Annotated in this window: 23 protein-coding genes and 1 pseudogene; 16 read left to right on the plus strand and 8 right to left on the minus strand. The window is 64.3% G+C overall.

Going from position 1 to position 23289, the window contains the following annotated elements:
- Window positions 1–2: 2 nt before the first annotated feature.
- Window positions 3–449 (plus strand): ribbon-helix-helix domain-containing protein, encoded by a 447-nt coding sequence (locus tag GQO94_RS16705; RefSeq protein WP_156842579.1) that lies wholly within the window; start codon window positions 3–5, stop codon window positions 447–449.
- Here GQO94_RS16705 and GQO94_RS16710 read toward each other — a convergent pair.
- Window positions 431–886, minus strand: a complete 456-nt coding sequence (locus GQO94_RS16710) for a winged helix-turn-helix transcriptional regulator (protein WP_156842580.1) — start codon at window positions 884–886, stop codon at window positions 431–433. The two genes, GQO94_RS16705 and GQO94_RS16710, sit on opposite strands and share 19 nt — an antisense overlap.
- A 71-nt stretch (window positions 887–957) precedes the next feature.
- Here GQO94_RS16710 and GQO94_RS16715 point away from each other — a divergent pair, with 71 nt between their 5' ends.
- From GQO94_RS16715 to GQO94_RS16775, 13 genes are all read left to right on the plus strand, one after another.
- Complete coding sequence (locus GQO94_RS16715; RefSeq protein ID WP_156842581.1) at window positions 958–1980, plus strand: quinone oxidoreductase family protein; 1023 nt, start codon at window positions 958–960, stop codon at window positions 1978–1980.
- A 3-nt stretch (window positions 1981–1983) separates the two neighbouring features.
- Window positions 1984–2424 carry a RidA family protein gene (locus GQO94_RS16720; RefSeq protein WP_156842582.1) on the plus strand — a complete coding sequence of 147 codons (441 nt, stop codon included), beginning with the start codon at window positions 1984–1986 and terminating at the stop codon, window positions 2422–2424.
- 277 nt (window positions 2425–2701) lie between these two features.
- Window positions 2702–3688, plus strand: coding sequence for a P-type conjugative transfer ATPase TrbB (gene trbB / locus GQO94_RS16725; protein WP_156842583.1), 987 nt, complete (start codon window positions 2702–2704; stop codon window positions 3686–3688).
- Window positions 3685–4017 carry a TrbC/VirB2 family protein gene (locus tag GQO94_RS16730; protein WP_156842584.1) on the plus strand — a complete coding sequence of 111 codons (333 nt, stop codon included), beginning with the start codon at window positions 3685–3687 and terminating at the stop codon, window positions 4015–4017. Before trbB ends, GQO94_RS16730 begins: the two co-directional genes overlap by 4 nt.
- Window positions 4017–4286 carry a VirB3 family type IV secretion system protein gene (locus GQO94_RS16735; protein ID WP_156842585.1) on the plus strand — a complete coding sequence of 90 codons (270 nt, stop codon included), beginning with the start codon at window positions 4017–4019 and terminating at the stop codon, window positions 4284–4286. Before GQO94_RS16730 ends, GQO94_RS16735 begins: the two co-directional genes overlap by 1 nt.
- A complete protein-coding gene (gene trbE, locus GQO94_RS16740; protein WP_156842586.1) occupies window positions 4283–6766 on the plus strand; it encodes a conjugal transfer protein TrbE in 2484 nt (827 codons plus the stop codon). Before GQO94_RS16735 ends, trbE begins: the two co-directional genes overlap by 4 nt.
- Window positions 6763–7518, plus strand: coding sequence for a P-type conjugative transfer protein TrbJ (trbJ, locus tag GQO94_RS16745; protein ID WP_156842587.1), 756 nt, complete (start codon window positions 6763–6765; stop codon window positions 7516–7518). The genes trbE and trbJ overlap by 4 nt, the downstream gene beginning before the upstream one ends.
- 8 nt (window positions 7519–7526) lie before the next feature.
- Window positions 7527–7826: a putative entry exclusion protein TrbK-alt gene (gene trbK-alt, locus GQO94_RS16750; RefSeq protein WP_156842588.1), complete on the plus strand. Its 300-nt coding sequence runs from the start codon at window positions 7527–7529 to the stop codon at window positions 7824–7826.
- Window position 7827: 1 nt separating this feature from the next.
- Window positions 7828–9135: a P-type conjugative transfer protein TrbL gene (gene trbL, locus GQO94_RS16755; protein ID WP_156842589.1), complete on the plus strand. Its 1308-nt coding sequence runs from the start codon at window positions 7828–7830 to the stop codon at window positions 9133–9135.
- Between the two features lie 5 nt (window positions 9136–9140).
- A complete protein-coding gene (gene trbF, locus GQO94_RS16760; protein WP_156842590.1) occupies window positions 9141–9824 on the plus strand; it encodes a conjugal transfer protein TrbF in 684 nt (227 codons plus the stop codon).
- Entirely contained in the window at window positions 9821–10846 is a 1026-nt protein-coding gene (trbG, locus tag GQO94_RS16765) for a P-type conjugative transfer protein TrbG (RefSeq protein WP_156842591.1), read from the plus strand. The genes trbF and trbG overlap by 4 nt, the downstream gene beginning before the upstream one ends.
- Window positions 10843–12075 (plus strand): TrbI/VirB10 family protein, encoded by a 1233-nt coding sequence (locus tag GQO94_RS16770; protein WP_156842592.1) that lies wholly within the window; start codon window positions 10843–10845, stop codon window positions 12073–12075. The genes trbG and GQO94_RS16770 overlap by 4 nt, the downstream gene beginning before the upstream one ends.
- Window positions 12072–12296 carry a DUF2274 domain-containing protein gene (locus GQO94_RS16775; protein WP_156842593.1) on the plus strand — a complete coding sequence of 75 codons (225 nt, stop codon included), beginning with the start codon at window positions 12072–12074 and terminating at the stop codon, window positions 12294–12296. The genes GQO94_RS16770 and GQO94_RS16775 overlap by 4 nt, the downstream gene beginning before the upstream one ends.
- A 177-nt stretch (window positions 12297–12473) precedes the next feature.
- Here GQO94_RS16775 and GQO94_RS21075 read toward each other — a convergent pair whose 3' ends face one another.
- The 6 genes and pseudogenes from GQO94_RS21075 to GQO94_RS16795 form a co-directional block, all read right to left on the minus strand.
- Window positions 12474–12614, minus strand: coding sequence for a hypothetical protein (locus GQO94_RS21075; RefSeq protein WP_006833868.1), 141 nt, complete (start codon window positions 12612–12614; stop codon window positions 12474–12476).
- Between the two features lie 17 nt (window positions 12615–12631).
- Entirely contained in the window at window positions 12632–13345 is a 714-nt protein-coding gene (locus tag GQO94_RS16780) for a LysR family substrate-binding domain-containing protein (RefSeq protein WP_006833869.1), read from the minus strand.
- Window positions 13346–13384: 39 nt separating this feature from the next.
- Window positions 13385–13561, minus strand: a pseudogene (locus tag GQO94_RS21425) (helix-turn-helix domain-containing protein); the annotation flags it as partial.
- A gap of 31 nt (window positions 13562–13592) precedes the next feature.
- Window positions 13593–16721, minus strand: a complete 3129-nt coding sequence (locus GQO94_RS16785) for an efflux RND transporter permease subunit (RefSeq protein WP_198046011.1) — start codon at window positions 16719–16721, stop codon at window positions 13593–13595.
- Window positions 16718–17824, minus strand: coding sequence for an efflux RND transporter periplasmic adaptor subunit (locus GQO94_RS16790; RefSeq protein WP_192796942.1), 1107 nt, complete (start codon window positions 17822–17824; stop codon window positions 16718–16720). The genes GQO94_RS16785 and GQO94_RS16790 overlap by 4 nt, the downstream gene beginning before the upstream one ends.
- The gene (locus tag GQO94_RS16795; RefSeq protein WP_066842334.1) at window positions 17821–19278 is read right to left on the minus strand and encodes an efflux transporter outer membrane subunit; all 1458 of its coding nucleotides are present in this window, start codon (window positions 19276–19278) and stop codon (window positions 17821–17823) included. Before GQO94_RS16795 ends, GQO94_RS16790 begins: the two co-directional genes overlap by 4 nt.
- 294 nt (window positions 19279–19572) lie before the next feature.
- On the opposite strand from GQO94_RS16795, the gene GQO94_RS16800 reads away from it, so the two are divergent.
- On the plus strand, window positions 19573–20181 hold the full coding sequence (locus tag GQO94_RS16800; RefSeq protein WP_198046012.1) for a TetR/AcrR family transcriptional regulator: 609 nt from the start codon (window positions 19573–19575) through the stop codon (window positions 20179–20181).
- 61 nt (window positions 20182–20242) lie between these two features.
- Window positions 20243–21364, plus strand: a complete 1122-nt coding sequence (locus GQO94_RS16805) for a patatin-like phospholipase family protein (protein WP_198046013.1) — start codon at window positions 20243–20245, stop codon at window positions 21362–21364.
- Window positions 21365–22071: 707 nt separating this feature from the next.
- On the opposite strand, the gene GQO94_RS16810 is transcribed toward GQO94_RS16805, so the two are convergent.
- Window positions 22072–23274 (minus strand): tyrosine-type recombinase/integrase, encoded by a 1203-nt coding sequence (locus tag GQO94_RS16810; protein WP_232332987.1) that lies wholly within the window; start codon window positions 23272–23274, stop codon window positions 22072–22074.
- Between the last annotated feature and the right edge of the window lie 15 nt (window positions 23275–23289).

The raw sequence follows: 23289 nt of genomic DNA on the forward strand, positions 1-23289 counted from the left end.
CGATGCGAACCCGGCTCAATGTGTATTTTCCACCCGAACTCGCCAAACAGGTCAGCGAACTGGCAATCCGCAAGCGCATCTCGCGTTCGGCCATCATCGAGGCGGCGGTCACGTCCTATATGTCACCCGACGGCTCCGACCGGCTCGAAGCTGCGTTTGCGCGCCGGATGGACCGGCTTTCGCGCCAGGTGCAGCGGCTCGAACGGAACACCGGTCTCACCACCGAGGCGCTCACGCTGTTCGTCCGGTTCTGGCTCTCCGTGACGCCGCCATTGCCCGAAGAGGATCAGGCGGCCGCGCAGGTGAAAGGCCGCAAGCGCTATGAGGGTTTTGTCGAAACGCTCGGTCGGCGCTACGCGAGCGGCAAAAGCTTGATGGACGAAATCCCTGAGGATGTTTGGCCGCGTTCGTCTCCTGATCCGGAACAGGTCTACCCGAAATCAGAATGACCATTAGCTTGATCGTACCGGGTGCGGGCATGACCGACCATGTCGCGGTGTTCGTCGGCCCACCGTGCAAGAGGAGCTAACTGTGCCACGAGCGAACGCCCGAGATCGGTCAGCTCGTAATCGACTCGCGGCGGGATGGAGGGCGTCACCTCGCGAGTGACGTAACCGTCGCGTTCGAGCTTGCGCAAGGTCTGCGTCAGCATCCGCTGCGAGACGTCCGGCACCAGCCGCTTGATCTGCGAGAACCGCTGCCGATCTGCCTTCAGACCGGCTAGGATCAGGATCGTCCACTTGTCGGCAATCCCCTTCAGAACATGGCGAACGGGACAGATCTCCGGATCGTATTCGCCCCGGTAGATGCCGTCGAGGTAATCGTCCGGCCAAGCGCGATCGGTTCCCTCCGGGGAACTAAGGCGAGAAATAGTGCCGTCTTCCATAGTCTTGCTCCGCGGCTACAGTCCGGTCTCACATTGTAACCAAGTCTCGGCTCGGAACCAAGGAGATCGTCATGAAAGCTGCCATTATCACTCGGTTCGGGTTGCCCTCCGTGTTCCAGACAGTCGCCCTGCCTCGCCCAAAGCCTGGCGCGGGCGAGCTTCTGATCCGGGTCGAGGCGGCTGGGCTGAACCGTCTCGACCACTACATCCGTGAGGGTGGCGTGAACCCGAACCTTACCTTTCCGCACGTTCTGGGCTCCGACGCCGTCGGAATTGTGGAGGAAATGGGAGACGACGTCTCTGGCTTCTCCATCGGCGATCGTGTCATCCCGATGCCTGGCTATCCCACCGACCCGACCGACCTGGGTGCAGAAGTTTTGAGCACGTCGCGGTCGTACGCGATCCGCGGCCTCGCGGAGAACGGCAGCTATGCTGAATACATGACCGCACCCGCGCGCTGGTCGGTCAAAGCACCCAATGAACTGTCGTCAGTCGACCTGGCGACGCTGCCGATGGCCCTTGTCACTGCGGTGCGAGCAGTCAAGGTCGTAGGCGGCGTGCGCGCGGGTGACACAGTTCTGATCCAGGCGGGCGCCTCGGGTACGGGCTCGTTCATGGTGCAGGTTGCGCGCGCCCTCGGCGCTCGCGTCGCTGCGACGGTTCGATCGGACTCCAAGCGCGCCTTCGTCGAGGAACTCGGCGCGGAACTCGTCGTCGGCATGGAGGATGGCGCGCTCGACAGGGTGCGCGAATGGTCGGGAGGAGGCGTCGACGTGGCCGTGGACAACCTGGGCGGTGCAAGCCTTGCTCGCTCCGTTGACGCAACGCGGCCACTCGGCCTGACGGTTCTAATGGGCAACGTGCTAGGGCTGGAATCAGTTCTGCGCGTCCGCGACGTGTTCTTTCCACAGAAGCGGATCGCCGGCACGCTCATGGGGGGTGTCGCGGATCTGGAGTGGGGGATTGAGGAGGTTCGCGCGGGGCGCATCCGCCCGACGCTCGATCGGACCTTCACGCTCGACGAGGCGGAAGCAGCCCACACGCGACTGGCGGCGGGCGACGCTGTAGGCAATATCGTCTTCGCGGTGTCCTGAGCCGTGGCCGGTGTATCGCTCCCTGAGCCGCCCGCACCTGTGGGCGCCTACGCGCCGGTCGTCATCCGTCGCGGTATCGGCTTCGTCTCGGGGCACTTTCCTTTTCGAGATAACGTGCTTGCGTTCCGTGGCCGGGTGGGTGCTGAGTTGTGCGTGCGGAATGGAGAGGAGGCCTGCCGGATCACGGCGCTTAACGTGCTTGCGCACATCGCTGCGGTAACGCGACAATTCGCCGACCTTGGCGGACTGCTGCGGCTGGACGGTTACGTGGCGAGCGCGGAAGGTTTCTACGCGCAGGCGGCAATCCTCGATCACGCATCGCACCTGTTTGTCGAAGCTCTCGGGACGAAGGGAGAGCACGCCCGCACGGCATTCGCGGTCCCGCGCCTGCCGCTAGACGCGCCTATTGAGTTGAGCGTCACGTTCGCTTTGGCAGCCAACTAAAGAACTGCGCCCAATATCGAATAGCCTTAGCTTTGCTCTTCCGCGCCGACGAGCGCACCGACCAGAACATCGAATCGTAGCGTTGTCGCGCAATCAAACGTGACGGAACCAGTCACGTAGGCTTAGCCGCCGGCAAGCAAATCCGCCGACGACATCCAATCTGCCGCCTCCTCTACTACGCCGTCAAACACCTGTTGCGGAACAGGCATTTCTGCGTCTCTTGATGTGCTCCTGACGCCGGGCGGCGGTTCGCCCGGTCCATTCCAGGGGCCAGTCCTTGACCGTTCACCCGATCCGATCCGAAGCGAAATCACGCGGCGCACGGATGCTGCGCACGGCGCTCGGGCCGTCGATCGCGGCTTGGCTCGACGATCCGGCCGTCATCGAGGTGATGCTGAACCCGGACGGCCGACTGTGGCTCGATCGGCTCGGCGAGGGCATCAGCGACACCGGCGAGTTGCTGTCAGCCGCCGATGGCGAACGCATCGTCCGCCTGGTCGCGCACCATGTCGGCGTCGAAGTTCATGCCCGTAGCCCGCGCGTCTCGGCCGAGCTGCCGGAAGGAGGCGAGCGGTTCGAGGGACTGTTGCCGCCCATCGTCGCCGCGCCCGCTTTCGCGATCCGCAAGCCCGCCGTCGCCGTGTTCACGCTCGACGACTATACGGCGGCCGGGATCATGTCGGGGTGCCACGCCGAGGCGTTGCGGCATGGCGTCGAGGCGCGCGCCAACATCCTCGTCGCCGGCGGCACCGGCAGCGGCAAGACCACGCTGGTCAACGCGCTGCTGGCCGAAGTCGCCAAGACCACCGACCGCATTGTCTTGATCGAAGACACGCGCGAGCTGCAGTGCGCCGCGCCCAACCTCGTGGCCATGCGGACCAAGGATGGCGTCGTCTCGCTGTCCGATCTCGTGCGGTCCAGCCTGCGGCTGCGGCCCGACCGCATCCCGATCGGCGAGGTGCGCGGCGCGGAGGCGCTCGACCTTCTCAAGGCCTGGGGCACCGGCCATCCCGGCGGCATCGGCACGATCCATGCCGGGACCGCGCTTGGAGCGCTCCGCCGCATGGAGCAGCTCATTCAGGAAGCCGTCGTGACGGTCCCGCGCGCGCTGCTCGCCGAGACCATCGATCTCGTCGCCGTGCTCGTCCGCGACGGACACGGCCGACGTCTCGCCGAACTGGCCCGAGTCGAAGGGCTCGACCCCGCCACCGGCGATTACCTTCTCATCCCGCCTTCTCACCCCCAGCCAGGAGTCCTGTCATGATTCATGCCATACGGCACGGCGCACGTCGCGCCATGCCTGCCGCCTTCGCCAGCCTGATCGCGCTGACCATATCCGGTCCAGCCCATGCGGGCGGATCGTCGATGCCGTGGGAAGCGCCGCTCCAGGCGATCCTCGAAAGCATCGAGGGGCCGGTGGCCAAGATCATTGCCGTGATGATCATCATCATAACCGGCTTGACCCTTGCGTTCGGCGACACGTCGGGCGGCGCCCGGCGGCTGATCCAGATCGTGTTCGGTCTCTCGATCGCGTTCGCGGCCAGTTCCTTCTTCCTCAGCTTCTTCAGCTTCGGCGGCGGAGCGCTGGTCTGATGCACACCGCCGAGCCGATCCCCGGCTACTTCGCGCCGGTTCACCGGGCGCTGACCGAGCCGATCCTGCTCGGCGGCGCTCCGCGCTCGCTCGCCATCGTCAACGGCACGCTGGCGGGCGCGATCGGCCTTGGCCTGCGGCTCTGGATCGCCGGCCTGGTCATCTGGGCGATTGGCCATGCGCTCTCGGTCTGGGCCGCGCGCCGCGATCCGCAATTCGTGGACGTCGCCCGGCGCCACCTCCGTTACCCGGCATGGATTCGGCCATGATGAGCTTGCGCGAATACCGCAGGCAAGCCGAAACCCTTGCCGACTTCCTGCCCTGGGCCGCGCTGGTCGGGGAAGGCGTCGTCCTCAACAAGGACGGCTCGTTCCAGCGCACCGCACGCTTCCGCGGCCCCGATCTCGACAGCGCCACACCGGCCGAGCTGGTGGCGACAACCGCGCGGCTGAACAATTCGCTGCGTCGCCTGGGCTCGGCCTGGGCGATCTTCGTCGAGGCGCAGCGCACGCCTGCGCTCGACTATCCCGACGCCGAGTTCCCCGATCCCGTTTCGGCGCTGGTTGATATGGAGCGACGCGAACAGTTCCGCGAAGAAGGCGCTCACTTCGAGAGCGCCTACTATTTGACTCTGCTGTGGATGCCGCCAGCGGAGGAAGCCGCGCGTGCAGAGGGCTGGCTCTACGAGGGCCGGGCCACAAAGGGCGTCGATCCGCGCGAGCTGCTCAAGAGCTTCGCCGACCGCAGCGACCGCGTGTTGAACCTGGTCGAAGGGTTCATGCCCGAGGTTCGCTGGCTCGATGACGCCGAGACGCTGACCTATTTGCACAGCACGATCTCCACCCGCCGCCAGCGCGTCCGCGTTCCCGAAACCCCGATGCATCTCGACGCGCTGCTGGCCGATGAGCCGCTGACCGGCGGGCTCGAACCGCGCCTGGGCGAGCATCATCTCCGCACGCTCACCATCACCGGCTTTCCCAGCGTCACCTTTCCGGGCCTGCTCGACGAGCTGAACCGTCTCGCCTTCGAGTATCGCTGGTCCACCCGTGCGATCATGCTCGACAAGTCCGACGCGACCAAGCTTCTCACCCGCATCCGCCGCCAGTGGTTCGCCAAGCGCAAGTCGGTCGCCGCCATCCTGAAGGAGGTGATGACCAACGAGGCATCGACGCTGCTCGACAGCGACGCCTCGAACAAGGCCGCCGATGCCGACACCGCCCTGCAGGAGCTGGGCGCCGACTATGCCGGCATGGCCTACGTCACCGCCACGGTGACAGTATCGGACCGCGATCCGGCCATCGCCGCCGAGAAGCTGCGGCTGGTCGAGAAGGTTATCCAAGGCCGCGATTTTACTTGTCTTGCCGAGAGAATGAACGCGATCGAGGCATGGCTGGGGAGTCTGCCCGGCCATACCTACGCCAACGTCCGCCAGCCCCCGATTTCCACCATCAATCTCGCCCACCTGATCCCCCTGTCAGCGGTATGGGCGGGGCCGGAACGGGACGAGCATTTTGGACAACCCCCCTTGCTCTATGGTAAGACCGAAGGCTCGACCCCGTTCCGGTTTTCCCTTCACGTCGGCGATGTCGGCCACACGTTGATCGTCGGCCCGACCGGCGCCGGCAAGTCGGTCCTGCTCGCGCTCATGGCGATGCAGTTCCGCCGCTACGAGAACGCCCAGGTCTTCGCGTTCGACTTCGGCGGCAGCATACGCGCGGCCGCGCTCGGCATGGGCGGCGACTGGCAGGATTTGGGCGGAATGCTCGCCGAGGAGGCTGGCGATGGCGTCCAGCTTCAGCCGCTCGCCCGTATCGACGACCCCGCCGAGCGGGCATGGGCGGCGGAATGGCTGGCGGCGATCCTGGCGTCCGAAGGAGTCGCGGTCGATCCGCAGGCTAAGGAGCATATTTGGTCCGCGCTGACATCGCTCGCCACCGCGCCGGCTGCCGAGCGCACGCTGACCGGCCTGGCCGTGCTGTTGCAGAGCCAGCAGCTCAAACAAGCTATTGCCCCCTATTGCATCGGCGGGCTGTGGGGCCGGTTGCTCGATGCCGAGGTCGAACGGCTCGGTGAAGCATGGGTCCAGGCGTTCGAGACTGAGGGGCTGGTCGGCGCCGGCTCGGCCGCCGCCGTGCTCTCCTACCTGTTCCATCGGATCGAAGGCCGACTGGATGGCTCGCCCACGCTCATCATCATCGACGAGGGCTGGCTGGTGCTCGACAGTCCCGCCTTCGCCGCGCAGCTCCGCGAATGGCTGAAGACGCTGAGGAAGAAAAACGCCAGCGTGGTGTTCGCGACGCAGAGCCTCGCCGATATCGAGACCAGCAGCATCGCGCCGGCCATAATCGAAAGCTGTCCGACGCGCATCTTCCTCCCCAACGAGCGCGCCGCCGAACCGCAGATCGCGGCCATCTACGAGCGGTTCGGACTCAATGCGCGCCAGATAGAGATACTGAGCCGGGCGACGCCGAAGCGCGATTATTACTGCCAGTCGCGGCGCGGCAACCGATTGTTCGAGTTGGGACTGGGCGAGGTCGCGCTCGCCTTCGCCGCAGCCTCGTCCAAGACCGATCAACTCAAGATCGCCGAACTGATCGAATCCCACGGCCAGTCCGCGTTCGCCGCCGAATGGCTGCGGCATCGCGGGGCTTCCTGGGCGATCGACCTTCTTCCCGCACCCGAACCGCAATCGCTGGCGCGCGAGCGGGAAAACGCTCGCCAGCAATCCCCGAAGGAGACAAACTCATGAACCGACCCAAGTTGCGCCGCGCCTTGATGGCCGGCGTCCTCGCCGCCACCAGCATGCTTGGCGTTGTCGCCATGAATACGCCCGCCCACGCGCAGATGATCGTCAAGGATCCGACCAATTACGCGCAGAACGTGATCCAGGCCGCACGTGCGCTCGAACAGATCAACAACCAAATCCAGAGCCTCCAGAACGAAGCGGCCTCGCTTTTGAACGAAGCGCGCAACCTCACCTCGCTGCCCTTGAACCAGCTGCAGGAGTTGCAAGGACAGTTTCAGCGCACGCAGCAATTGCTCGGTGAGGCGCAGCGGCTCGCCTATGACGTCCAGTCGATCGACCGGGCCTTCGCGCAGAACTATCGCGGCACCAATCTGAGCGGCAGCGACCGTCAACTCGTCGCCGATGCGCAGAGCCGCTGGCAGACGAGCGTCGCGGCCCTTGAGGACGCACTGAAGGTCCAGGCGGGCGTCGTCGGCAATCTCGATGGGTCGCGGGGCACCCTCGAACGGTTGGTGACCGCCAGCCAGTCGGCGACCGGCGCGCTGCAAGCGGCGCAAGCAGGCAACCAGCTCGTCGCGCTCCAGTCGCAGCAGCTCGCCGACTTGACCGCGCTGATGGCGGCGCAAGGCCGCGCGCAGGCGCTCGACATGGCCGAGCGCGCCGCCGCGAAGGCGCAGGCGCGCGAGCAGCTCCGCCGCTTCCTTACGCCCGGCACCGGTTACCGGCCGGGCAATGCGCGCATGTTCCGCGACTGAGCCGAAAGATGGACCATAAGCTCCTCGCGCGCATCGGCGCCATTATCTTCGTCGCCATCGCGGTCACCATGACCGCGATCGAGATGAGCCGCGCGCCCGAACAGCCGCGCGAGGAGCCGGTCTCCGAGATCGAACGTGCCGGTACCGACCCGCTGCTCGCCGAACTGCGCCGCTGTCAAGGCCTCGGGGCTACCGGCGCGGAAGACCGCGACTGTCTCGCTGCCTGGGCCGAGAACCGCCGGCGCTTCTTCGATGGCAGCGCGCGCACCATTGCGCCTGCCGACCCAGCACCGGTCGAGGAGAACTGAGATGGGCGGCACCGGCGTCGTCGATCGCTTTCTGGACGTCTTCACCCGCTATATCGACAGCGGGTTCGGCCTGCTGGGCGGCGAGGTCGCGTTCATCGCCACCACGCTGATCGTCATCGACGTGACCCTCGCCGCGCTGTTCTGGACCTGGGGCGCGGACGACGACATCCTCGCGCGCCTGATCAAGAAGACGCTGTTCGTCGGCGTCTTCGCCTATATCATTTCCAACTGGAACGCGCTCGCACGCATCGTCTTCGAAAGCTTCGCGGGGCTCGGCCTGAAAGCGTCCGGTACCGGCTTCACCGCCGCCGAGCTGCTTCAGCCCGGCCGCGTAGCCCAGGTCGGCCTCGAAGCCGGACAACCCATCCTCGAATCCATCTCCGACCTCATGGGCTATGTCGCCTTCTTCGAGAACTTCATCCAGATCGCCGTGCTGCTGATCGCCTGGCTGTTCGTGATCCTCGCCTTCTTCATCCTTGCGATCCAGCTTTTCATCACCCTGATCGAGTTCAAGCTCGCGACGCTCGCTGGGTTCGTGCTCATCCCGTTCGGCCTGTTCGGCAAGACCGCCTTCATGGCCGAGCGCGTGCTGGGTCTCGTCGTCTCTTCGGGCATCAAGGTGCTGGTGCTCGCGGTCATCGTCGGCATCGGCTCGACTTTGTTCGAGGAGTTCCGCGCCGGCTTCGGCGGCGCGCAGCCGACCATCGAGGACGCAATGACCATCGTGCTCGCCTCGCTCTGCCTGCTCGGGCTCGGCATCTTCGGCCCGTCGATCGCCAACGGCATCGTCTCGGGCGGCCCGGCTCTCGGCGCGGGCGCGGCGGCAGGCACGGCCCTTGCCGCAGGCGGTGTGATCGCCGGCGGTGCGGCGGCGGCAACGCTCGGCACCGGCGCGGCGCTCGGAGCGGCTGCGGGAGCCGCGAAGGGAGGCGCGTTCGCCGCCGGCGGGACGCGCAGCGCCTACGCGCTCGGTTCGGCCGGAAAGAGTGGCGGGGCGGCGGTGGCGAGCGGAGCCGCCGGTGTCGGCAAGGCCGCTGTGGGTGCCGCCATGTCTCCGCTGCGCAAGGCCGCCGCTTCGATGAAGGACAGCTACCGTTCGGGCGGGCGTGCGGGTGCGACCGCCGCGGGGGCAACGATCTCGGGCGGCGCGCCCGCAGCCGCATCTGCTGCTGGAGGTCAGCCCGCCTGGGCCGCCGCGATGAAGCGGCGCCAGACCATGTCCCACGGCGCGAGTGTCGCCGCCCACACGCTGCGCTCCGGCGATGGCGGCGGCGGCGGCGCGTCGGTCGATGTCAGAGAGAAGGATTGATGCAAATGTTCAGGCGACCCACCATCCGCTACGGCCAGACGCCCGAGCCGGTCACGCCCTATCAACGCGCCGCGCAGGCTTGGGACGACCGCATCGGCTCGGCGCGCGTGCAGGCCAGGAACTGGCGGCTCGCTTTCTTCGGCACGCTGGCGCTGTCGGGCGCGCTTACCGGCGGCCTTGTCTGGCAGTCCGCGCGCGGCCACATCGTGCCCTGGGTGGTCGAAGTCGATGCGCTTGGCGAGGCGCAGGCGGTCGCGCCCGCCGAAGTCGGCTACAGCCCGACCGATCCCCAGATCGCGTTTCATCTGGCGCGCTTCATCGAGCAGGTGCGCAGCGTTCCCGCCGATCCTGTCATCGTCCGCCAGAACTGGCTTCGCGCCTACGACTTCACCACCGATCGCGGCGCGCTTGCCTTGAACGATTACGCGCGCGCCAACGACCCCTTCGCCGATATCGGCCGGATGCAGGTGGCGGTCGACGTCTCCAGCGTCATCCGCGCCTCGCCGGGCAGCTTCCGCGTCGCCTGGACCGAGCGCCGCTATCAGGAAGGGCAACTTGCCGCCACCGAGCGGTGGTCGGCGATCCTCACCATCGTGGTGCAGCCCCCGCGCACCCCCGACGCCCTGCGCAAGAACCCGCTCGGCATATTCGTGCATTCCCTCAACTGGTCGAAGGAGCTGTCGCAATGACGCGTCCACCTTTCTCCCGAGCCGCTGCGGCGGCTTTGCTCGCCTCCGCTGCTGCGCTTGCCGGCTGCGCTACCACGTCCGCCGAGCCGCCGGACATCGCCTATGACGAACCGCCGAGCGAAATCCTGGCGACACTCGCAACCGAAGCGCCGCGCGCGGTCGAGGTGGTAGCGATCCCCGAGCCGCTGCCATTGCCCGGCCAATTGAAGCCGGTGACGCCATCCGCGCCGGTGCCCGAATCCGCCGATCCGCGCCGTCGCATCGGCGATGCCAATGACGCGGCGCGCATGCAGCCGGTTCGCGACGGCTTCCTCAACGCCATCCAGCACTACCCTTGGGTGCCGGGCGCGCTCTATCAGGTCTATACCGCGCCGGGGCAGGTGACCGACATCGCGCTTCAGGAGGGCGAGCAGCTTGTCGGGCCAGGGCCGGTCGCGGCCGGTGACACCGTGCGCTGGATCATCGGCGATACGGTGAGCGGCACCGGTGCGACCGCTCGCGTACACATCCTGGTCAAGCCCACCCGGCCGGATCTGTCGACCAACCTCGTCGTCAACACCGACCGGCGGACCTATCATCTGGAACTGCGCGCCACGCCTTCGACCTATATGGCGTCGGTCTCCTGGACCTATCCGCAGGACGAGCTGATCGCGCTGCGTGCCACCAACGCCGCCGCTGCATCCGCCGCGCCGATCGCGACCGGCGTGGACGTGTCCGCGCTCGATTTCCGCTACCGGATCGAAGGCGATCGCGTGCCCTGGAAGCCGCTCCGCGCGTTCGACGACGGGCGGCAGGTGTTCATCGAGTTCCCCGCCGGGATAGCGCAGGGCGAGATGCCGCCGCTGTTCGTGACCGGCGCGGCCGGCGATGCCGAACTGGTCAATTATCGGGTCCGCGGCCGCTACATGGTGGTCGATCGCCTGTTCGCCGTCGCCGAACTGCGGCTCGGTGATCGGCGCAGCGAGCGGCGCGTGCGCATCGTCCGCGACGGCGCGGAGACGCGCCGGGAGCGGCGGCGATGAGCGACGATACGCACGCGCCTGACGCCGAACCGGTCGCTCCGCCGGCGACGTCGCAGACGGTGCCTCCCGATCCGCGCCCGTTCCAACTCCGCGGCGATCCGCCGCGGGTCATGCGCCTGTCGCGCAAGGTGCTCGCGGTCGTGGGTGTCGTCGCCGGACTCGGCATCGGCGGGTCGCTGATCTACGCGCTCCTGCCCGCCGAGGAGCGCGCTTCGGAAGAGCTCTACAACACCGAGAGCCGATCGCAGTCCGAGGCGGTCACCTCAGGGCCGCGCGACTATGCTGATGTCCCGCAGCTTGGCCCGCCGCTGCCCGGCGATCTTGGCGGACCGATCGTCTCGGCGCAGCAGCGCGGCGAGGACGTGCCGCTGCCGCCGGTCGGCACCCAGGCTACGCCGCCCGATCCGCGTGCCCAGGCCCAGGAAGCGGCACGCCAGCGCGCCGCGCAGGAGCGCGACGCCGCGCGCACCAGCAACGTGTTCCTTGGCGGCAGCTCCGCCACCGCTGGAGCAGTACCGGCACCGTCCTTTTCGCTGAATGAGTCCGTGCAGCCGCCGCAGCAGCCCACAGATTCTGGAGGCGAGCAAGCCGCCAAGCTTGCGTTTCTGGAACGGACGTCCGGTCGGCGCACGGTCAGCGTGGAGCGCGTGACCGCGCCGGCTTCGCCCTACATCGTGCAGGCCGGCAGCATCATTCCGGCCGCGCTCATCACCGGGATCCGTTCCGATCTTCCCGGCCAGATCACCGCGCAGGTGACGGCGAACGTCTATGACAGTCCGACCGGCCGTATCCTGCTCGTTCCGCAGGGCGCGCGGCTGATCGGTGAATATGACAGCGAGATCGCCGCCGGGCAGACCCGCGTGCTGCTCGCCTGGAACCGGCTTATCATGCCGGGTGGCCTTTCGATCATTCTCGAGCGCCAACTCGCCGCCGACGCAGCCGGCTTTGCTGGGCTGCAGGACCGCGTCGACCAGCGCCGGGGCAATCTGCTCAGGGCCGCGGCCGTCTCGACGCTGCTCGGCGTCGGCGCCGAATTGGGCGCGGACGGGGAGGACGATCTCGTCCGCGCACTGCGTCGCGGTCCGCAAAGTACGATCAACCAGGCCGGCCAGCGGATCGTCGATCGGCAGCTCAATGTACAACCAACGCTCACCATCAGGCCCGGCCATCCGCTTCGGGTGATCCTGACCCGCGATCTGATCCTCGAACCCGTCGGAGGAAATCGATGACCAAACTCAAACTCGGCCCGCTGGTCGACGACAAGCCGGTCAAGCTTAGCGTCGAGCTTCCGGCTGCGGTGCATCGCGATCTTGTCGCCTATGCCGACGCGCTTGCGGCTGAAACCGGCGGCGATGCCGTCGCGCCGGAGAAACTGGTCGCGCCGATGCTGGCGCGGTTCATGACAACCGATCGCGGGTTCGCCAAGGCGCGGCGCAAGGCCAGCGGCTGACAGCTATCAGAAGCTCATTCGCCAAGAAACCGCCTGCGGCGTTCCTCTGCGTCGTTCTTGATCAATGCCTCTTCGGCATCGGCACATTCCGTGCCGCGCACCGAGCCGTCGCGGCAGTCTACGACGACCTGCCGCGCTTCTGCCACGTGCTCAACGAAATTCTGGACGCCGCGCGGCTCATTTGACCCTGACCCGGAAACTGGCGACGGAACCGACGGGGCGGCGGGAAGAGCGATGATCGGACGTAAGTACGAATCCCGCGCGGAACCCGATCTCCAGTACGACGAGCATGATGATCCCAGCCTTGCTTTGCGTCATGGCCGTTCTCTTGGAGACTATATCCTTTCTGTGGTCGCCGCGATCTCGAACGACAGTGCGTAGCGACTGCGCACGAAAGCGAGGAACCGCTTGAGGGCAGGGTTGGGGTTGTCTTCCCGCCAATATCCCGAATATGCGATCAGCGCCGGACCTTGCTCGCCATGCACCGGGCGATAGGTGACATCGGGATAGAGGGCGCCGGTCGTGCCCGCGCAGGAAACCGAAAGCATTCGGGTCTCTCCAAGAAAGCTGAGGATCGTCTCGCGACTGACCGGACGGAGCTGAATGTCCGGACGCGCGCCCGACTGCCAAAGTCTACCGATCAGCATGTCGCGGATGTCCGGGCCGGGATCGGCGGTCGGCAGCATAAAGCGCTGCCCACGCAGATCAGTCCAGTTGACAGTGTCACGCTCATAGAGTGCGTGACCCTTCGACATCGCAGCGACGACGTGCTCGCTCCAGAACGAGGCGTGCCGACAATCATCGCGGGCGATCTCGCCCATCAAGATGGCTATATCGATCTCGCCGCTGTCGAGACCCGCGAAAAGTGCACTGCGGTCCGATTCGACGCCGTTGATTTTAAGGTCAGGGTTCTCGCGTTGCGCGGCGACCAGCGTAGCACGAAGGTTTCCAGCAGAGACGGAGTTGTTGAACCCGACAACGAAACCTCCTGCACGGCCACTGCCCGCCGCGCGCGTGTTGGCGATCATCCGGTCCGCATTGGCGACCATAGGTCGGGCGCTGCGCAGAAATCGCAACCCGGCGGTCGTTGGAGCTACACCCGAGTGTGACCTCAAGAATAGCTGAGCGCCGACCGATCGTTCGAGCTTCATAACTGAGCGACTGAGCGTTGATTGTTCAACATCAAGGGCGCGGGCGGCGCGATAAAAGCTGCCGTGATCCGCTGCAGCGATTGCATATCTTAGTTGACGAATGTCGAATGCCAATTACGAGCCCCGGATGTTGACGGTACAATCATCACTTTCCTGATTTCGAGCTGGCGGACTGTGCGCCAAAGAACCACGCGTACAGAACGGGCACCGCGCCCAATGTGATTGCCAGAGCAAACACCAAACCAAACGCGATAGCGCTGGCCAAGCCGTAGAAAAGCACGTCCTGTCCGATGATGAGCGGTAGGAGTCCGAGGATCGTGGTGATCGTCGTCATCAGGATTGGTCGGAACCGGCGCATGCCGGCCTGGACCACCGCTTCGGCTACTTGCTCAACGTCAGCATCGTCGCGCGTTTTGCCTTCATCGTGTGCACGTTTCTCCGCTTCACTGCGCTCGATCTCGCAGCGGTCGACGAGAACGATGGCATTGTTGATGATAATGCCAAACAGAGCGAACAGGCCGAGGATCACCATGAAGCCGAAATCGGCCTGCATGATATGAAGCCCGGCTGCCGCACCGATCACGCCCAGAGGAACGACTAGGAGAACGACACCGGCCTGTCGGAACGCACCGAACTGGATCACCAGCATGATGACGATCAGCCCCATCATCAGGGGCAGATTGGCGAGCAGCGCGCTGGTGCCTTCCGAGCTCTCGGCGATAATGCCGTCCCATTCTATATGATGACCCGGCGGCAGCATCGCCTCGAGCTCGTCGAGCTTGTCCTGCACCATCGGAACCATGTCCTGCGGGGTGACCGAGGTAGGACGCGCTTCGACCGTGAGCGTCTTGATCAGGTTCTCGCTCTGGATGCGTCCCCGTTGCGGGACAAGCGAAGCCATCGCTACTTCACCCAACTGTACGACCGCTCCTTCCGCCCCGACAAGCGTCACCGCTTCCAGTCGGGCCGGATCGGTGCGCTCGATTTCGGGAGCACGAATGACGATCGGCGCGAGATCATCGCCGTCGCGATAGACGCCTACGGATTGCCCCGAGAAATAGGTCGTGAGCGCACGCGAGACGTCGGCCGAGGTCACGCCCGCCGCACGCGCGGCCGCTTGGTCGACCTCGACCCTGTATTGCATGGACGGTTCTTCCCAATCGGAGAAGATGTCGATCGTCCCTTCGACCTCGCGCAGGATGCCCGCGAGCTTGTCGCCCGTTTCAAGCAGGACATCGGGGTCCGGGCCGCGAACCTGCACCTGGATCACGTTGGGATCGCTCGGCCCGAGGAACATCCCCGCGATCCGCATCCGAGTGTCGGGAAAGGCCACGGCCATGTCCTGCCGCAATTGCTCGACACCGGCATCGCGCACCTCCGCGTCCTTCGCGTTGATGACGAGGAAACCCCTATTGGGGGCTGGGTCCGATGGTGCGAGCGACAGCACGAAGCGCGGTCCCCCAAACCCTGAATAGGAAGCCACGCTGTCGAAGTCTGGATAGCGCTCGTCATCGTCAATGAACTCGGAGATCGCCTGAACCTTTTCGTCCATCGCAACGCTCGAGGTTCCTACGGGCATGTCGGCATAGACGAGTATCTGCGCACGGTCGGACGAGGGGAAGAATTGTTGCGGAACCAGCTGCAGCGATGCCGCTGCGATAGCAAACAGCGCGGCCATGCCGCCAAGATAGAGCTTGCGATGCGCGAGCGCCCAGCGAAGAAGCTTCTCGTAGCGCGCCGATCCCCAGTCGAACGTTTCGTCAACCTTGGCCCTGATCTTGCCCTTCTGTTGCTCCTCGGGTGGCCTGGCGAACCAATAGCACAGGGTGGGGATCACCGTGACCGCGATCAGCCAAGAGCTCGACAGAGCGATCAGGATGACGAGCGAAATGTTGCGCGTGTATTCACCCGATTCCTGCTGCGCGAGCATGAGCGGCAGGAACACAAGGATAATGGTGAGTGTCGACGCGAGGAGCGGCCCGGCGAGTTCTCCGCCCGTCTGACCGATAGCCTTGCGCCGGTCGATGCCTTCGGCGAGGCGCTGTTCGAAATCCTCCGCGATCACAATGCCGTTATCGACCAGCAGGCCGAGCGCGATAACGATGGTTGCAAGGCTCATACGCTCTAGCTTGATGCCGTACATGCCCATGATTGCGAGTGTGATCAGCACGACCGCAGGAACCACTGCGCCGATTACGAGCCCCGTGCGAAGGCCAAGGAAGAGGATCATGGTCGCAAGCACGATGGCGAGCGTCTGGAGGACGTTGAAGCTAACCCCGTAGACAGCGTTCTTCACCTGCTCGGCCTGCCAGGTCATGGTTTCAAGCGTTATGCCCGCGGGCAGCGACTGGCGCACGTCGTCGATCGTTTCCTGCGCGCGATCGGCGTAGTTGATCACGCTTTGCGCCTCGTCCATCGAGATGGCGAAGACGATGGCAGGATCACCGTTGAAATAGGCGCGCTGCAACGGAGGATCGATAGATCGTTTGCTGACCTGCGCGTAATCGCCGAGCCGGATGGTCCCTGCCGGGCCGAGGTCGAGATAAAGGTTTCTGACGTCTTCAAGTGTTTCGAAGGCGCCCGACGGTTCGATCGACAATCGGCGGCTTTCGGTCTCGATTGCGCCACCGGGCGCCACGACGTTCTGCTGTGCGAGCGCCGCAGCGACCGCATCGAGCGGAACGCCGAGTTGGGCGAGCACCGCATTGCTCATCTCGATATAGACCCGCTCCTGCGGTCGACCCAGGATGTCGACGCGCTTGGTGCCGGGAATGGTGTAGAGCTGGTCGCGCACATGCTCCGCAAGATCGCCCAGCTCGTCCATCGGGAAATCGGCAGATTGCAACGCCAGCGTAATGACCGCGACATCGCCGAACTCGTCGTTGATGATTGGCGCCATCGTACCTTCGGGGAACTGGCCCACAGTCTCCTCGACCTTTTCGTCCAGTTCGTCCCACGCCTGATCAAGATCGTCGGTGGCGAAGGCGACTTCGGCATGGATAATCGATTGTCCCTCCATTGAAGTGGCACGCACTTCGTCGACCTCGGGCATCGTCTTGATAGCTTCGGCGAGCGGGGTGGTGATGAGGGTCTCGACCCGTGTCGCGTCCATCCCCGGATGCGCGGTAACGACCACGGCTTCGCGGACAGTGATCGTGGGGTCCTCGCGCGCGGGAAGCGTGAAATAGCTCGCGACGCCGTAGATCATCGCGAGCACGACGATGAGTAAAACCGCCGCGCGGTAGCGGAAGCCGAGTTCCGAAAGATTGCTCACGATGCGAACCGCCGCGCGCCGGCGCCGATCAGACTGACGCGCTCACCGGTTTGCAGAAAGGCTGCTCCCTTGCTGACGACGACGTCGCCGCTCTTCAGCCCGCTCGTTACCGTAACGCGGTTCTCGCTCGCCGCTTCGAACCGGATGGTGCGCGCGGAAACTTTATCGGTTTGCGTGTCGACGACCCATACCTCTCCGCGATCGGGACCGGTGGGCATGATGGCGGTCAGCGGTATCGCGTAAGTGGCGGACTGTGGCCGCGGTTCTTCGTTACCGGCGTCGCGAGACAGGCGAACCTCGGCCACCTCGCCGGGCTCGATCGTCCCTTCACCGGCCATCACCCGTGCGACGATTTCGAAGGCGCCCGGCCCGCTGCCGCGGCTGGAAATCTCGGTGATGGTCGCCGCAAGAGCTGGCACGTCGCGTCCCGGTCGGAGCACCTCGACCGATTGACCGGTGGCAAGCCGATCGCGCAGCGTTCCGGGGACGCTGAAGACCACTTCGGTTCCGAAACCGTCGAGCTCGAGCACCGGCTGGCCGGGGGAGACCTGGGTGCCCGGCTCGACGATCCTGCGCGCCACACGACCCGAAAAGGGGGCGCGCAATCGGGTATCGGAAAGCGTCTCGCGCGCCGAGCCAGCCTGCGCCTGCCCGGCATCTAGAAGGGCCTCGAGACTGTTTACCTCGGCATCGGCGGTCTCCAGCCGCGTCTCGGAGGTTGCACCCTCGGCAAAGAGCGCGCGCTGTCGCTCCGCTTCCTGTCGGGCGCGCGCAAGCCGCGCGCGGGTTTCGACGACCTGCGCGTCGGCAGACGCGGCATTGAAGCGATAGGTCGCGGAATCGAGTGTCGCGACCACCGCGCCGCGTCCGACCCGATCGCCGATCTCGGCGCGTACGGAGGTGAGGGTCCCACCGACTTCGAAGCTGAGTGACGCGCGCTGTTCGGCGCGTACGCGCGCCGGGAAGGTCACTTGATCGTCGGATGTGGTTTCCGAAGCGCCGACTTCGACCCAGGCGACAGGTCTGGGCTCGGGCGGTTTTTCCGTTTCGGAACAGCCAGCCAGCAAGAAGGCTGACCCAAAAAGGGCGAGGGTATGTTTCACGATGGGTCTCCCGATGGTGCGGCCTGCCAGCCGCCGCCGAGTGCGGCGTACAGCCCCGCCATGGCAAGACTCGCCTGGCGATAGGCAATCGCTCGGCCGCGTTCCGCATTCCGCAGACCCCGCTCAGCCTCTTGCAAGCGAAGCTGGTCGATCGCGCCGTACTGGAACTGGATGCGGGCGAGGCGGTAATTTTCTGCCGAAAGGGTCGCGGCGCGCTCGCTCAGTGCAAGTGCCTCACGTCCCAGGTCGTAGCGGGCGATGGCCGTCTCGGTTTCCTCGAGCGCGGTTAGAATGCTTTGCTCGTAAGCAAGCGCAGCCCGGCGCGCTTCCAACTGAGCGAGATCGATTTCCGCGCGGATTCGACCGCCTTCGAAGACGCGCCACGACAAAAACGGCACGATGGAATAGCTGGTGCTGTCGCCATCGAAGAGCGTATCTAGCGCGATCGATGAGAAGCCCCCTGCCGCGTTGAGGCGCAGCTGCGGGAAAAGCTCGGCCCTCGCGACGCCAATCTCGGCGGTCTCGGCCGCCAGTTCGCGTTCAGCGCGCGCGATATCGGGGCGCCTTCGGAGCAGATCGGCGCGCAGGCCGACAGGCACGTCGAGCAGCGCGACCTCGTTCCGATCCTCGGTCGCGAGCGCGATCTCTCGTTCCGGCAACCCGCCGATCAGCGGCCCGAGAGCCAGGGCAGCAGCCCTTATCTCGACATCGAGGCGCGGAAGCTCGGCTTCGATGCGGGCGAGCTCGCTTTCAACGAGCAGCAGGTCGGCACGCGATATTTCGCCCTCGCGAAGCTGAATATTCGAGAGCGCCAGCAGTTCGCGCTGCGCCGCGATGCTGGCGAGAAGCGCGCCGCGCTCGGATTGGTATCCGATCAGGGCAAGATAGGTCGAAGCCGTCTCGATGGCCACGGCGAGCCGTGCACCGTTGGCGGCTGCAATCGCGCCTTCGATGCGCGCATCGCCCGCTTCCAGAGCGCGGCGCGTTTGGCCCCATAGGTCGATCTGCCAGGCGAGCGACCCCCCGACATCGTAGATTTCAAGTTCTCGCTGAAAGCCGGGGATCTGTGCAAAACCCGGATTGGCGTTGAGGCTTTGCTGCAGCGCGGTGACGGAGGCATCGGCTCCGACCGATGGAAGCGCGGAAGCCCTGATTTGCGCGCGTCGCGCCCGCGCTTCCTCGACCCGAAGGAGTGCCTGTCGGATCGTCAGATTGTCCTGCAGCGAAGCTTCGACCAGCCGAGTGAGCACCGGATCGCCCAGATTGCGCCACCAGGCGATGAATTCCGCTTCGGCGACCGGTACGCTTTCCCGATCGATCCAGTCGGTCGCTGTCGCCTCGATAGGAGGCCGCTCGTAATCAGGACCGACCGTGGCGCAGCCTGCCAGACCCGCCGAAAAAACGGCGGCTATCCATCGGCGATGGTGGCCTGGTCGCATTGTGAGTCTGATCATAATGGGCTGGCCTGCTAGGCGATTCGCTCTGAACCGTCTAGTACAATCTAGAACGAATTTGCTAAGTCAGTCGCTTGTTCCTGAAGGATTTCAGCAGCCGCTCCTGCGCGAAAGTCGCGTTAAGGCGCCGAGAAGATACGAAATATGTCGAATAACTTAGCGAGAGATCAATAGGTATATCGATTCCGAACGCCAAGCAGAAAAGCTACCCAAAAGTTCATCATGAACCTTCGGGTTGGCTTTCTGAAACCGAATCGCCTATGGCCACTTTCAGATCGGAACGAAGTGGAGCAGATGAACAAGATCACGCAGACGAAGAAGCGGGCGGCTATTCTCGCCGGGGCTCAGCGCGTGTTCGTACGCGAGGGGTTCGAGGGTACCAGCATGGATGCAGTGGCGCGCGAGGCGAAAGTCGCCAAGCCGACGCTCTACAATCACTTTCGCGACAAGAACGCACTTTACGTTGCGGTGGTCGAGCATTCCTTGACCCGGGTGCGCAGCGAGATCGTACCACCGGAATTGCGTGACATGACCGCGACCGAAGGTCTCAAGGTCATCACCACGCGCCTCGCACGCATGTTCGGGCGTGACGACGACGTGCTGCGTCTGTGCCGCATCTGCATCGGCGGCTTCGACCGCTTTCCGCTCGCTACTTCGACCTTCATGTATAACGGCCCCCAACGCGGCAACCGCGAAGTAGCGAGCATGATCGCGCTATGGGCCGGGCGGGGCGAGCTAGCGTGCGACGATCATGAACTTGCCGCCCAGCAATTGGGTGAACTTTGCAAGGTCGGGATTTTCGATCCGCGCTTGTACGGCTCGCGCGAGAAGGCGTCGATCGACGAATGTCACCGGATTGCTGCGGCCGCGTATCAGACCTTCATGGCGCGATATGGCAAATAGGAGCATGCGACGCAGGCCTGGTATCGCCTCGCGGATACCAAGACGGACATCGCCGAGAGCGATGCTTTTGATCGTCCTTTCTGCCGCGCTCGGTGCCTGCGCAACTCTGCCCGAGCGCGAAGACGTTTCCTCGGCGGCGCGGATGGGTGGACAACTCGTTGATTTCACCGGCACGCGGTTCGATACAGAGGCATCAATCGAGATTATCCGGCCATGGCATGATCGCTGGATGGCGGAGAGGCGAGCCTCGGGTGACGACGAACCGATCGACCTGCTGGCCATCTCCAGCGGGTCGGACAAAAGAGCCTTCTCGGCAGGCTTCCTTACGGGCTGGAGCAAACGCGGCGACCGGCCCGACTTCGATCTCGTCATCGGGGTCAGCACCGGCGCGCTTATCGCGCCTTTTGCTTTTCTAGGTCCAAGCGAGGACGACGCTTTGCGCCGCCTCTACACGACAATCGACGCGGACGACATCTACCGTCAGCGTGCGATCTCCGGGCTGCTCGGTGGACCAGCTTTTGCAACCAGCCGTCCCTTGCTCGAAATGATCGAGCGCGAGGTTTCGCCCGAACTTGTCGAGCGGATCGCAGAGGAACACCGGAAGGGTCGCCGCCTTCTGGTAACTACGACCAATCTTGACACGCAGCGCGGCACGATCTGGGATCTGGGTTCTATCGCCGTCTCGCCGATGCCCAACCGCGAGCATCTTATCGAGAGTCTCCTTCTAGCCTCCTCGAGCGTCCCTGCGCTGATGCCGCCCGTAATGATCGATGTCGAGGCGGACGGGCAGCCCTTCCGCGAAATGCATGTTGACGGCGGCACCGCAGGAAGCTTCCTCGCGATACCGCCCAGCATCCTGTGGGGACAGGCCGAGCTCCGTGAGCGAGCGGATGTGACTAACGGCTCCTTCACCATTCTGTATAATGGCCGCCTTGCGCCGCAGGTCGAAGGCGTCGAGCCAACGGCTTTTTCGATCCTGCGCCGCTCGATCGAAACCATGATCGCCCATGCCGATAGGAACATCCTACGGTCCTATCGCGAATTCGCCGTCCATCATGGCGTAACGCTTGCGGTCTACCAGATCGGTGACGATTTCGATGATGACGCCTTCCCAGACGAGCAGTTCGATTCCGCATTCATGCAGGCCCTGTTCGCCCATGGCGAAGAGCAGGGACGTCAGTGATGATGTAGGGGCCTGCCGGCCTCCTACGGCGTTGGCCGTCGGGTTGCGAAGGCCAGCAAAAAGCATCTGTCAATGCCAGCGGACGCTGCATCTGAATGCTAATTTTTGTTCTCTCGGGCCTGCTGGTAGTTGCATTGAACTGCGCGAAACAGGTCACCTTCATGGGCGCGGCTATCGCTTTGCTCAACCGGTTGGTCGCGGATCGCGTCAAACCGACAACGCTCCAATTCATGGTCGCGGTCGTTCTAACTGCATTCTGGCTGATGCTTGGGTTGGTTTGCTCAGTCTGCCTTTGGGCGTCACGTCAGTCTGGAGAAGTAGGGCCGACGCACCCATGAAGCATCTAGCTAAACCGGACATCATCGCAACTCCGCTTGAAGGCGTTACCAGTTGCGGTTGGGTTCTGACAGACAGCGGTCTGGGTCTCAACCCGCGCAGACCGGATCGCAACTCTGTCGAAGAAGTCAGCCGATATCTCGCGAGGTTGCCTGGTTTTGACGTCGAACCGCTACAGCGTACTTGGCTGATGGTAAGTGTGATGGTTCTAAGCCTGAGAGGCTGAATGAAGAACTCCAGAAATCAACGTGTTAGGCGGCCCGATCGAGTCCTCTTCTGGTCGGATCTGCCGCTAGGCATCGACCAGCTACGTCACAAGGCAAGGACAGAACTGTAGCGAACGAAAGACGCTTCGCCTCCGACAGACTGCGTCATTCGCCATCCAACAAAGTCGCGATTTCCGTGGAGACTCGCTCCACAGCGGACTCTACAGCTTGATCGAGATGCACATAACGTCCGGTCACGGACCCAGCAGAATGTCCAAGCATCGCCGCGATCGTCAGTTCGGAATACCCAAACTCGCCAGCGATACTTCCGAATGTATGCCGCAGTGTGTGCGGCGTCACGTCAGCCCAGCCCAAGCGCTGACAGATACGACCAAGGACCCCGCTCGCGGCGACGAAATGCGATTGGCCTCCATCCGAAGGGAAGATGAACGGCTCATCACCCAAGGGCGGCTGAGCCTTCAGCAACTCTAGCGCTGGACTACCAATCAGCCTGATCTGCGCGCCCGTCTTCGTATCACCAAAGGCAATATATCCCTCATCGAATAACCAATTGCGCTCGACACTCTGCGCCTCGTTGAGGCGTAGCCCGGTAAGGGCAAGCAGTCGAATAATGGCCAAACCGACCGGATGTTCGAAATCGGCAACATCTCGCATCGCGTGACCAAGTTTGCGTATTTCTTCGCGGCTCAGCCTCCTGGTCTTTTTCTGATCCGGGAATTTGCGCACCCCAACGGCGGGATTGGAATCGATCAAGCCGGCGCGCCGGGCATGCGCAAAGATGCTGTGGAGCATAGAAATCGATCTTGCCGCCACGCCCTTGCCGCCTTGCGTGGTTCCACCCCGACCTTCTCCTCGGGGCCGCGCGGTTTTTCCCACGGCAATATCGTTTTGCATGGCCTCGATATCGGGAAGTCGAAGAGCTGCAACTTTCCTCCGACCGAGAAGTGGGCGTACATGCGACTCTATTCTACTTCGATCCATTGCGAGCGTTGAGGCTTTGATCGGCGTCCGCTTGCGACCGAGAATTCGGCCTGCCTCTGCTTCGCACAAATACCAATCACACACTTGGCCGACAGTTGCGCCATCGCGAATAGCCCGCTTCTCATCTGCAGGATCCGTTCCGCGCGCGACTTCACCGAGTTTGATGCGGGCCTCGGAGCGTGCTTCTTCCAAAGTCATAACACCGTATCGACCAAGGACGAGACGGCGCTTCCTCTGTTCCGAGTTTCGATACTGAAGCACGAACGACTTTGTCCCTCCTGCCTCGACCTTGATACCAAACCCGCGAAGTTCCTTGTCCCAAAGAAAGATCGGCTTGCCGGAAGCAGGCTTTGCGTCGTCAATCATCCTCTTTGTTAAACG

Source organism: Novosphingobium aquimarinum (assembly GCF_009746585.1).
Classification (GTDB): Bacteria; Pseudomonadota; Alphaproteobacteria; order Sphingomonadales; family Sphingomonadaceae; genus Novosphingobium; species Novosphingobium aquimarinum.

What these genes read in the sequence shown, in the direction of transcription:
- GQO94_RS16705 (WP_156842579.1), top strand. Translation starts at nt 3, where the DNA reads ATGCGAACCCGGCTCAATGTGTATTTTCCACCCGAACTCGCCAAACAG.
- GQO94_RS16710 (WP_156842580.1), bottom strand. Translation starts at nt 886, where the DNA reads ATGGAAGACGGCACTATTTCTCGCCTTAGTTCCCCGGAGGGAACCGAT.
- GQO94_RS16715 (WP_156842581.1), top strand. Translation starts at nt 958, where the DNA reads ATGAAAGCTGCCATTATCACTCGGTTCGGGTTGCCCTCCGTGTTCCAG.
- GQO94_RS16730 (WP_156842584.1), top strand. Translation starts at nt 3,685, where the DNA reads ATGATTCATGCCATACGGCACGGCGCACGTCGCGCCATGCCTGCCGCC.
- GQO94_RS16735 (WP_156842585.1), top strand. Translation starts at nt 4,017, where the DNA reads ATGCACACCGCCGAGCCGATCCCCGGCTACTTCGCGCCGGTTCACCGG.
- trbE (WP_156842586.1), top strand. Translation starts at nt 4,283, where the DNA reads ATGATGAGCTTGCGCGAATACCGCAGGCAAGCCGAAACCCTTGCCGAC.
- trbJ (WP_156842587.1), top strand. Translation starts at nt 6,763, where the DNA reads ATGAACCGACCCAAGTTGCGCCGCGCCTTGATGGCCGGCGTCCTCGCC.
- trbK-alt (WP_156842588.1), top strand. Translation starts at nt 7,527, where the DNA reads ATGGACCATAAGCTCCTCGCGCGCATCGGCGCCATTATCTTCGTCGCC.
- trbL (WP_156842589.1), top strand. Translation starts at nt 7,828, where the DNA reads ATGGGCGGCACCGGCGTCGTCGATCGCTTTCTGGACGTCTTCACCCGC.
- trbF (WP_156842590.1), top strand. Translation starts at nt 9,141, where the DNA reads ATGTTCAGGCGACCCACCATCCGCTACGGCCAGACGCCCGAGCCGGTC.
- trbG (WP_156842591.1), top strand. Translation starts at nt 9,821, where the DNA reads ATGACGCGTCCACCTTTCTCCCGAGCCGCTGCGGCGGCTTTGCTCGCC.
- GQO94_RS16770 (WP_156842592.1), top strand. Translation starts at nt 10,843, where the DNA reads ATGAGCGACGATACGCACGCGCCTGACGCCGAACCGGTCGCTCCGCCG.
- GQO94_RS16775 (WP_156842593.1), top strand. Translation starts at nt 12,072, where the DNA reads ATGACCAAACTCAAACTCGGCCCGCTGGTCGACGACAAGCCGGTCAAG.
- GQO94_RS21075 (WP_006833868.1), bottom strand. Translation starts at nt 12,614, where the DNA reads ATGACGCAAAGCAAGGCTGGGATCATCATGCTCGTCGTACTGGAGATC.
- GQO94_RS16780 (WP_006833869.1), bottom strand. Translation starts at nt 13,345, where the DNA reads ATGGTCGCCAATGCGGACCGGATGATCGCCAACACGCGCGCGGCGGGC.
- GQO94_RS16795 (WP_066842334.1), bottom strand. Translation starts at nt 19,278, where the DNA reads ATGATCAGACTCACAATGCGACCAGGCCACCATCGCCGATGGATAGCC.
- GQO94_RS16800 (WP_198046012.1), top strand. Translation starts at nt 19,573, where the DNA reads ATGAACAAGATCACGCAGACGAAGAAGCGGGCGGCTATTCTCGCCGGG.
- GQO94_RS16805 (WP_198046013.1), top strand. Translation starts at nt 20,243, where the DNA reads ATGCTTTTGATCGTCCTTTCTGCCGCGCTCGGTGCCTGCGCAACTCTG.
- GQO94_RS16810 (WP_232332987.1), bottom strand. Translation starts at nt 23,274, where the DNA reads ATGATTGACGACGCAAAGCCTGCTTCCGGCAAGCCGATCTTTCTTTGG.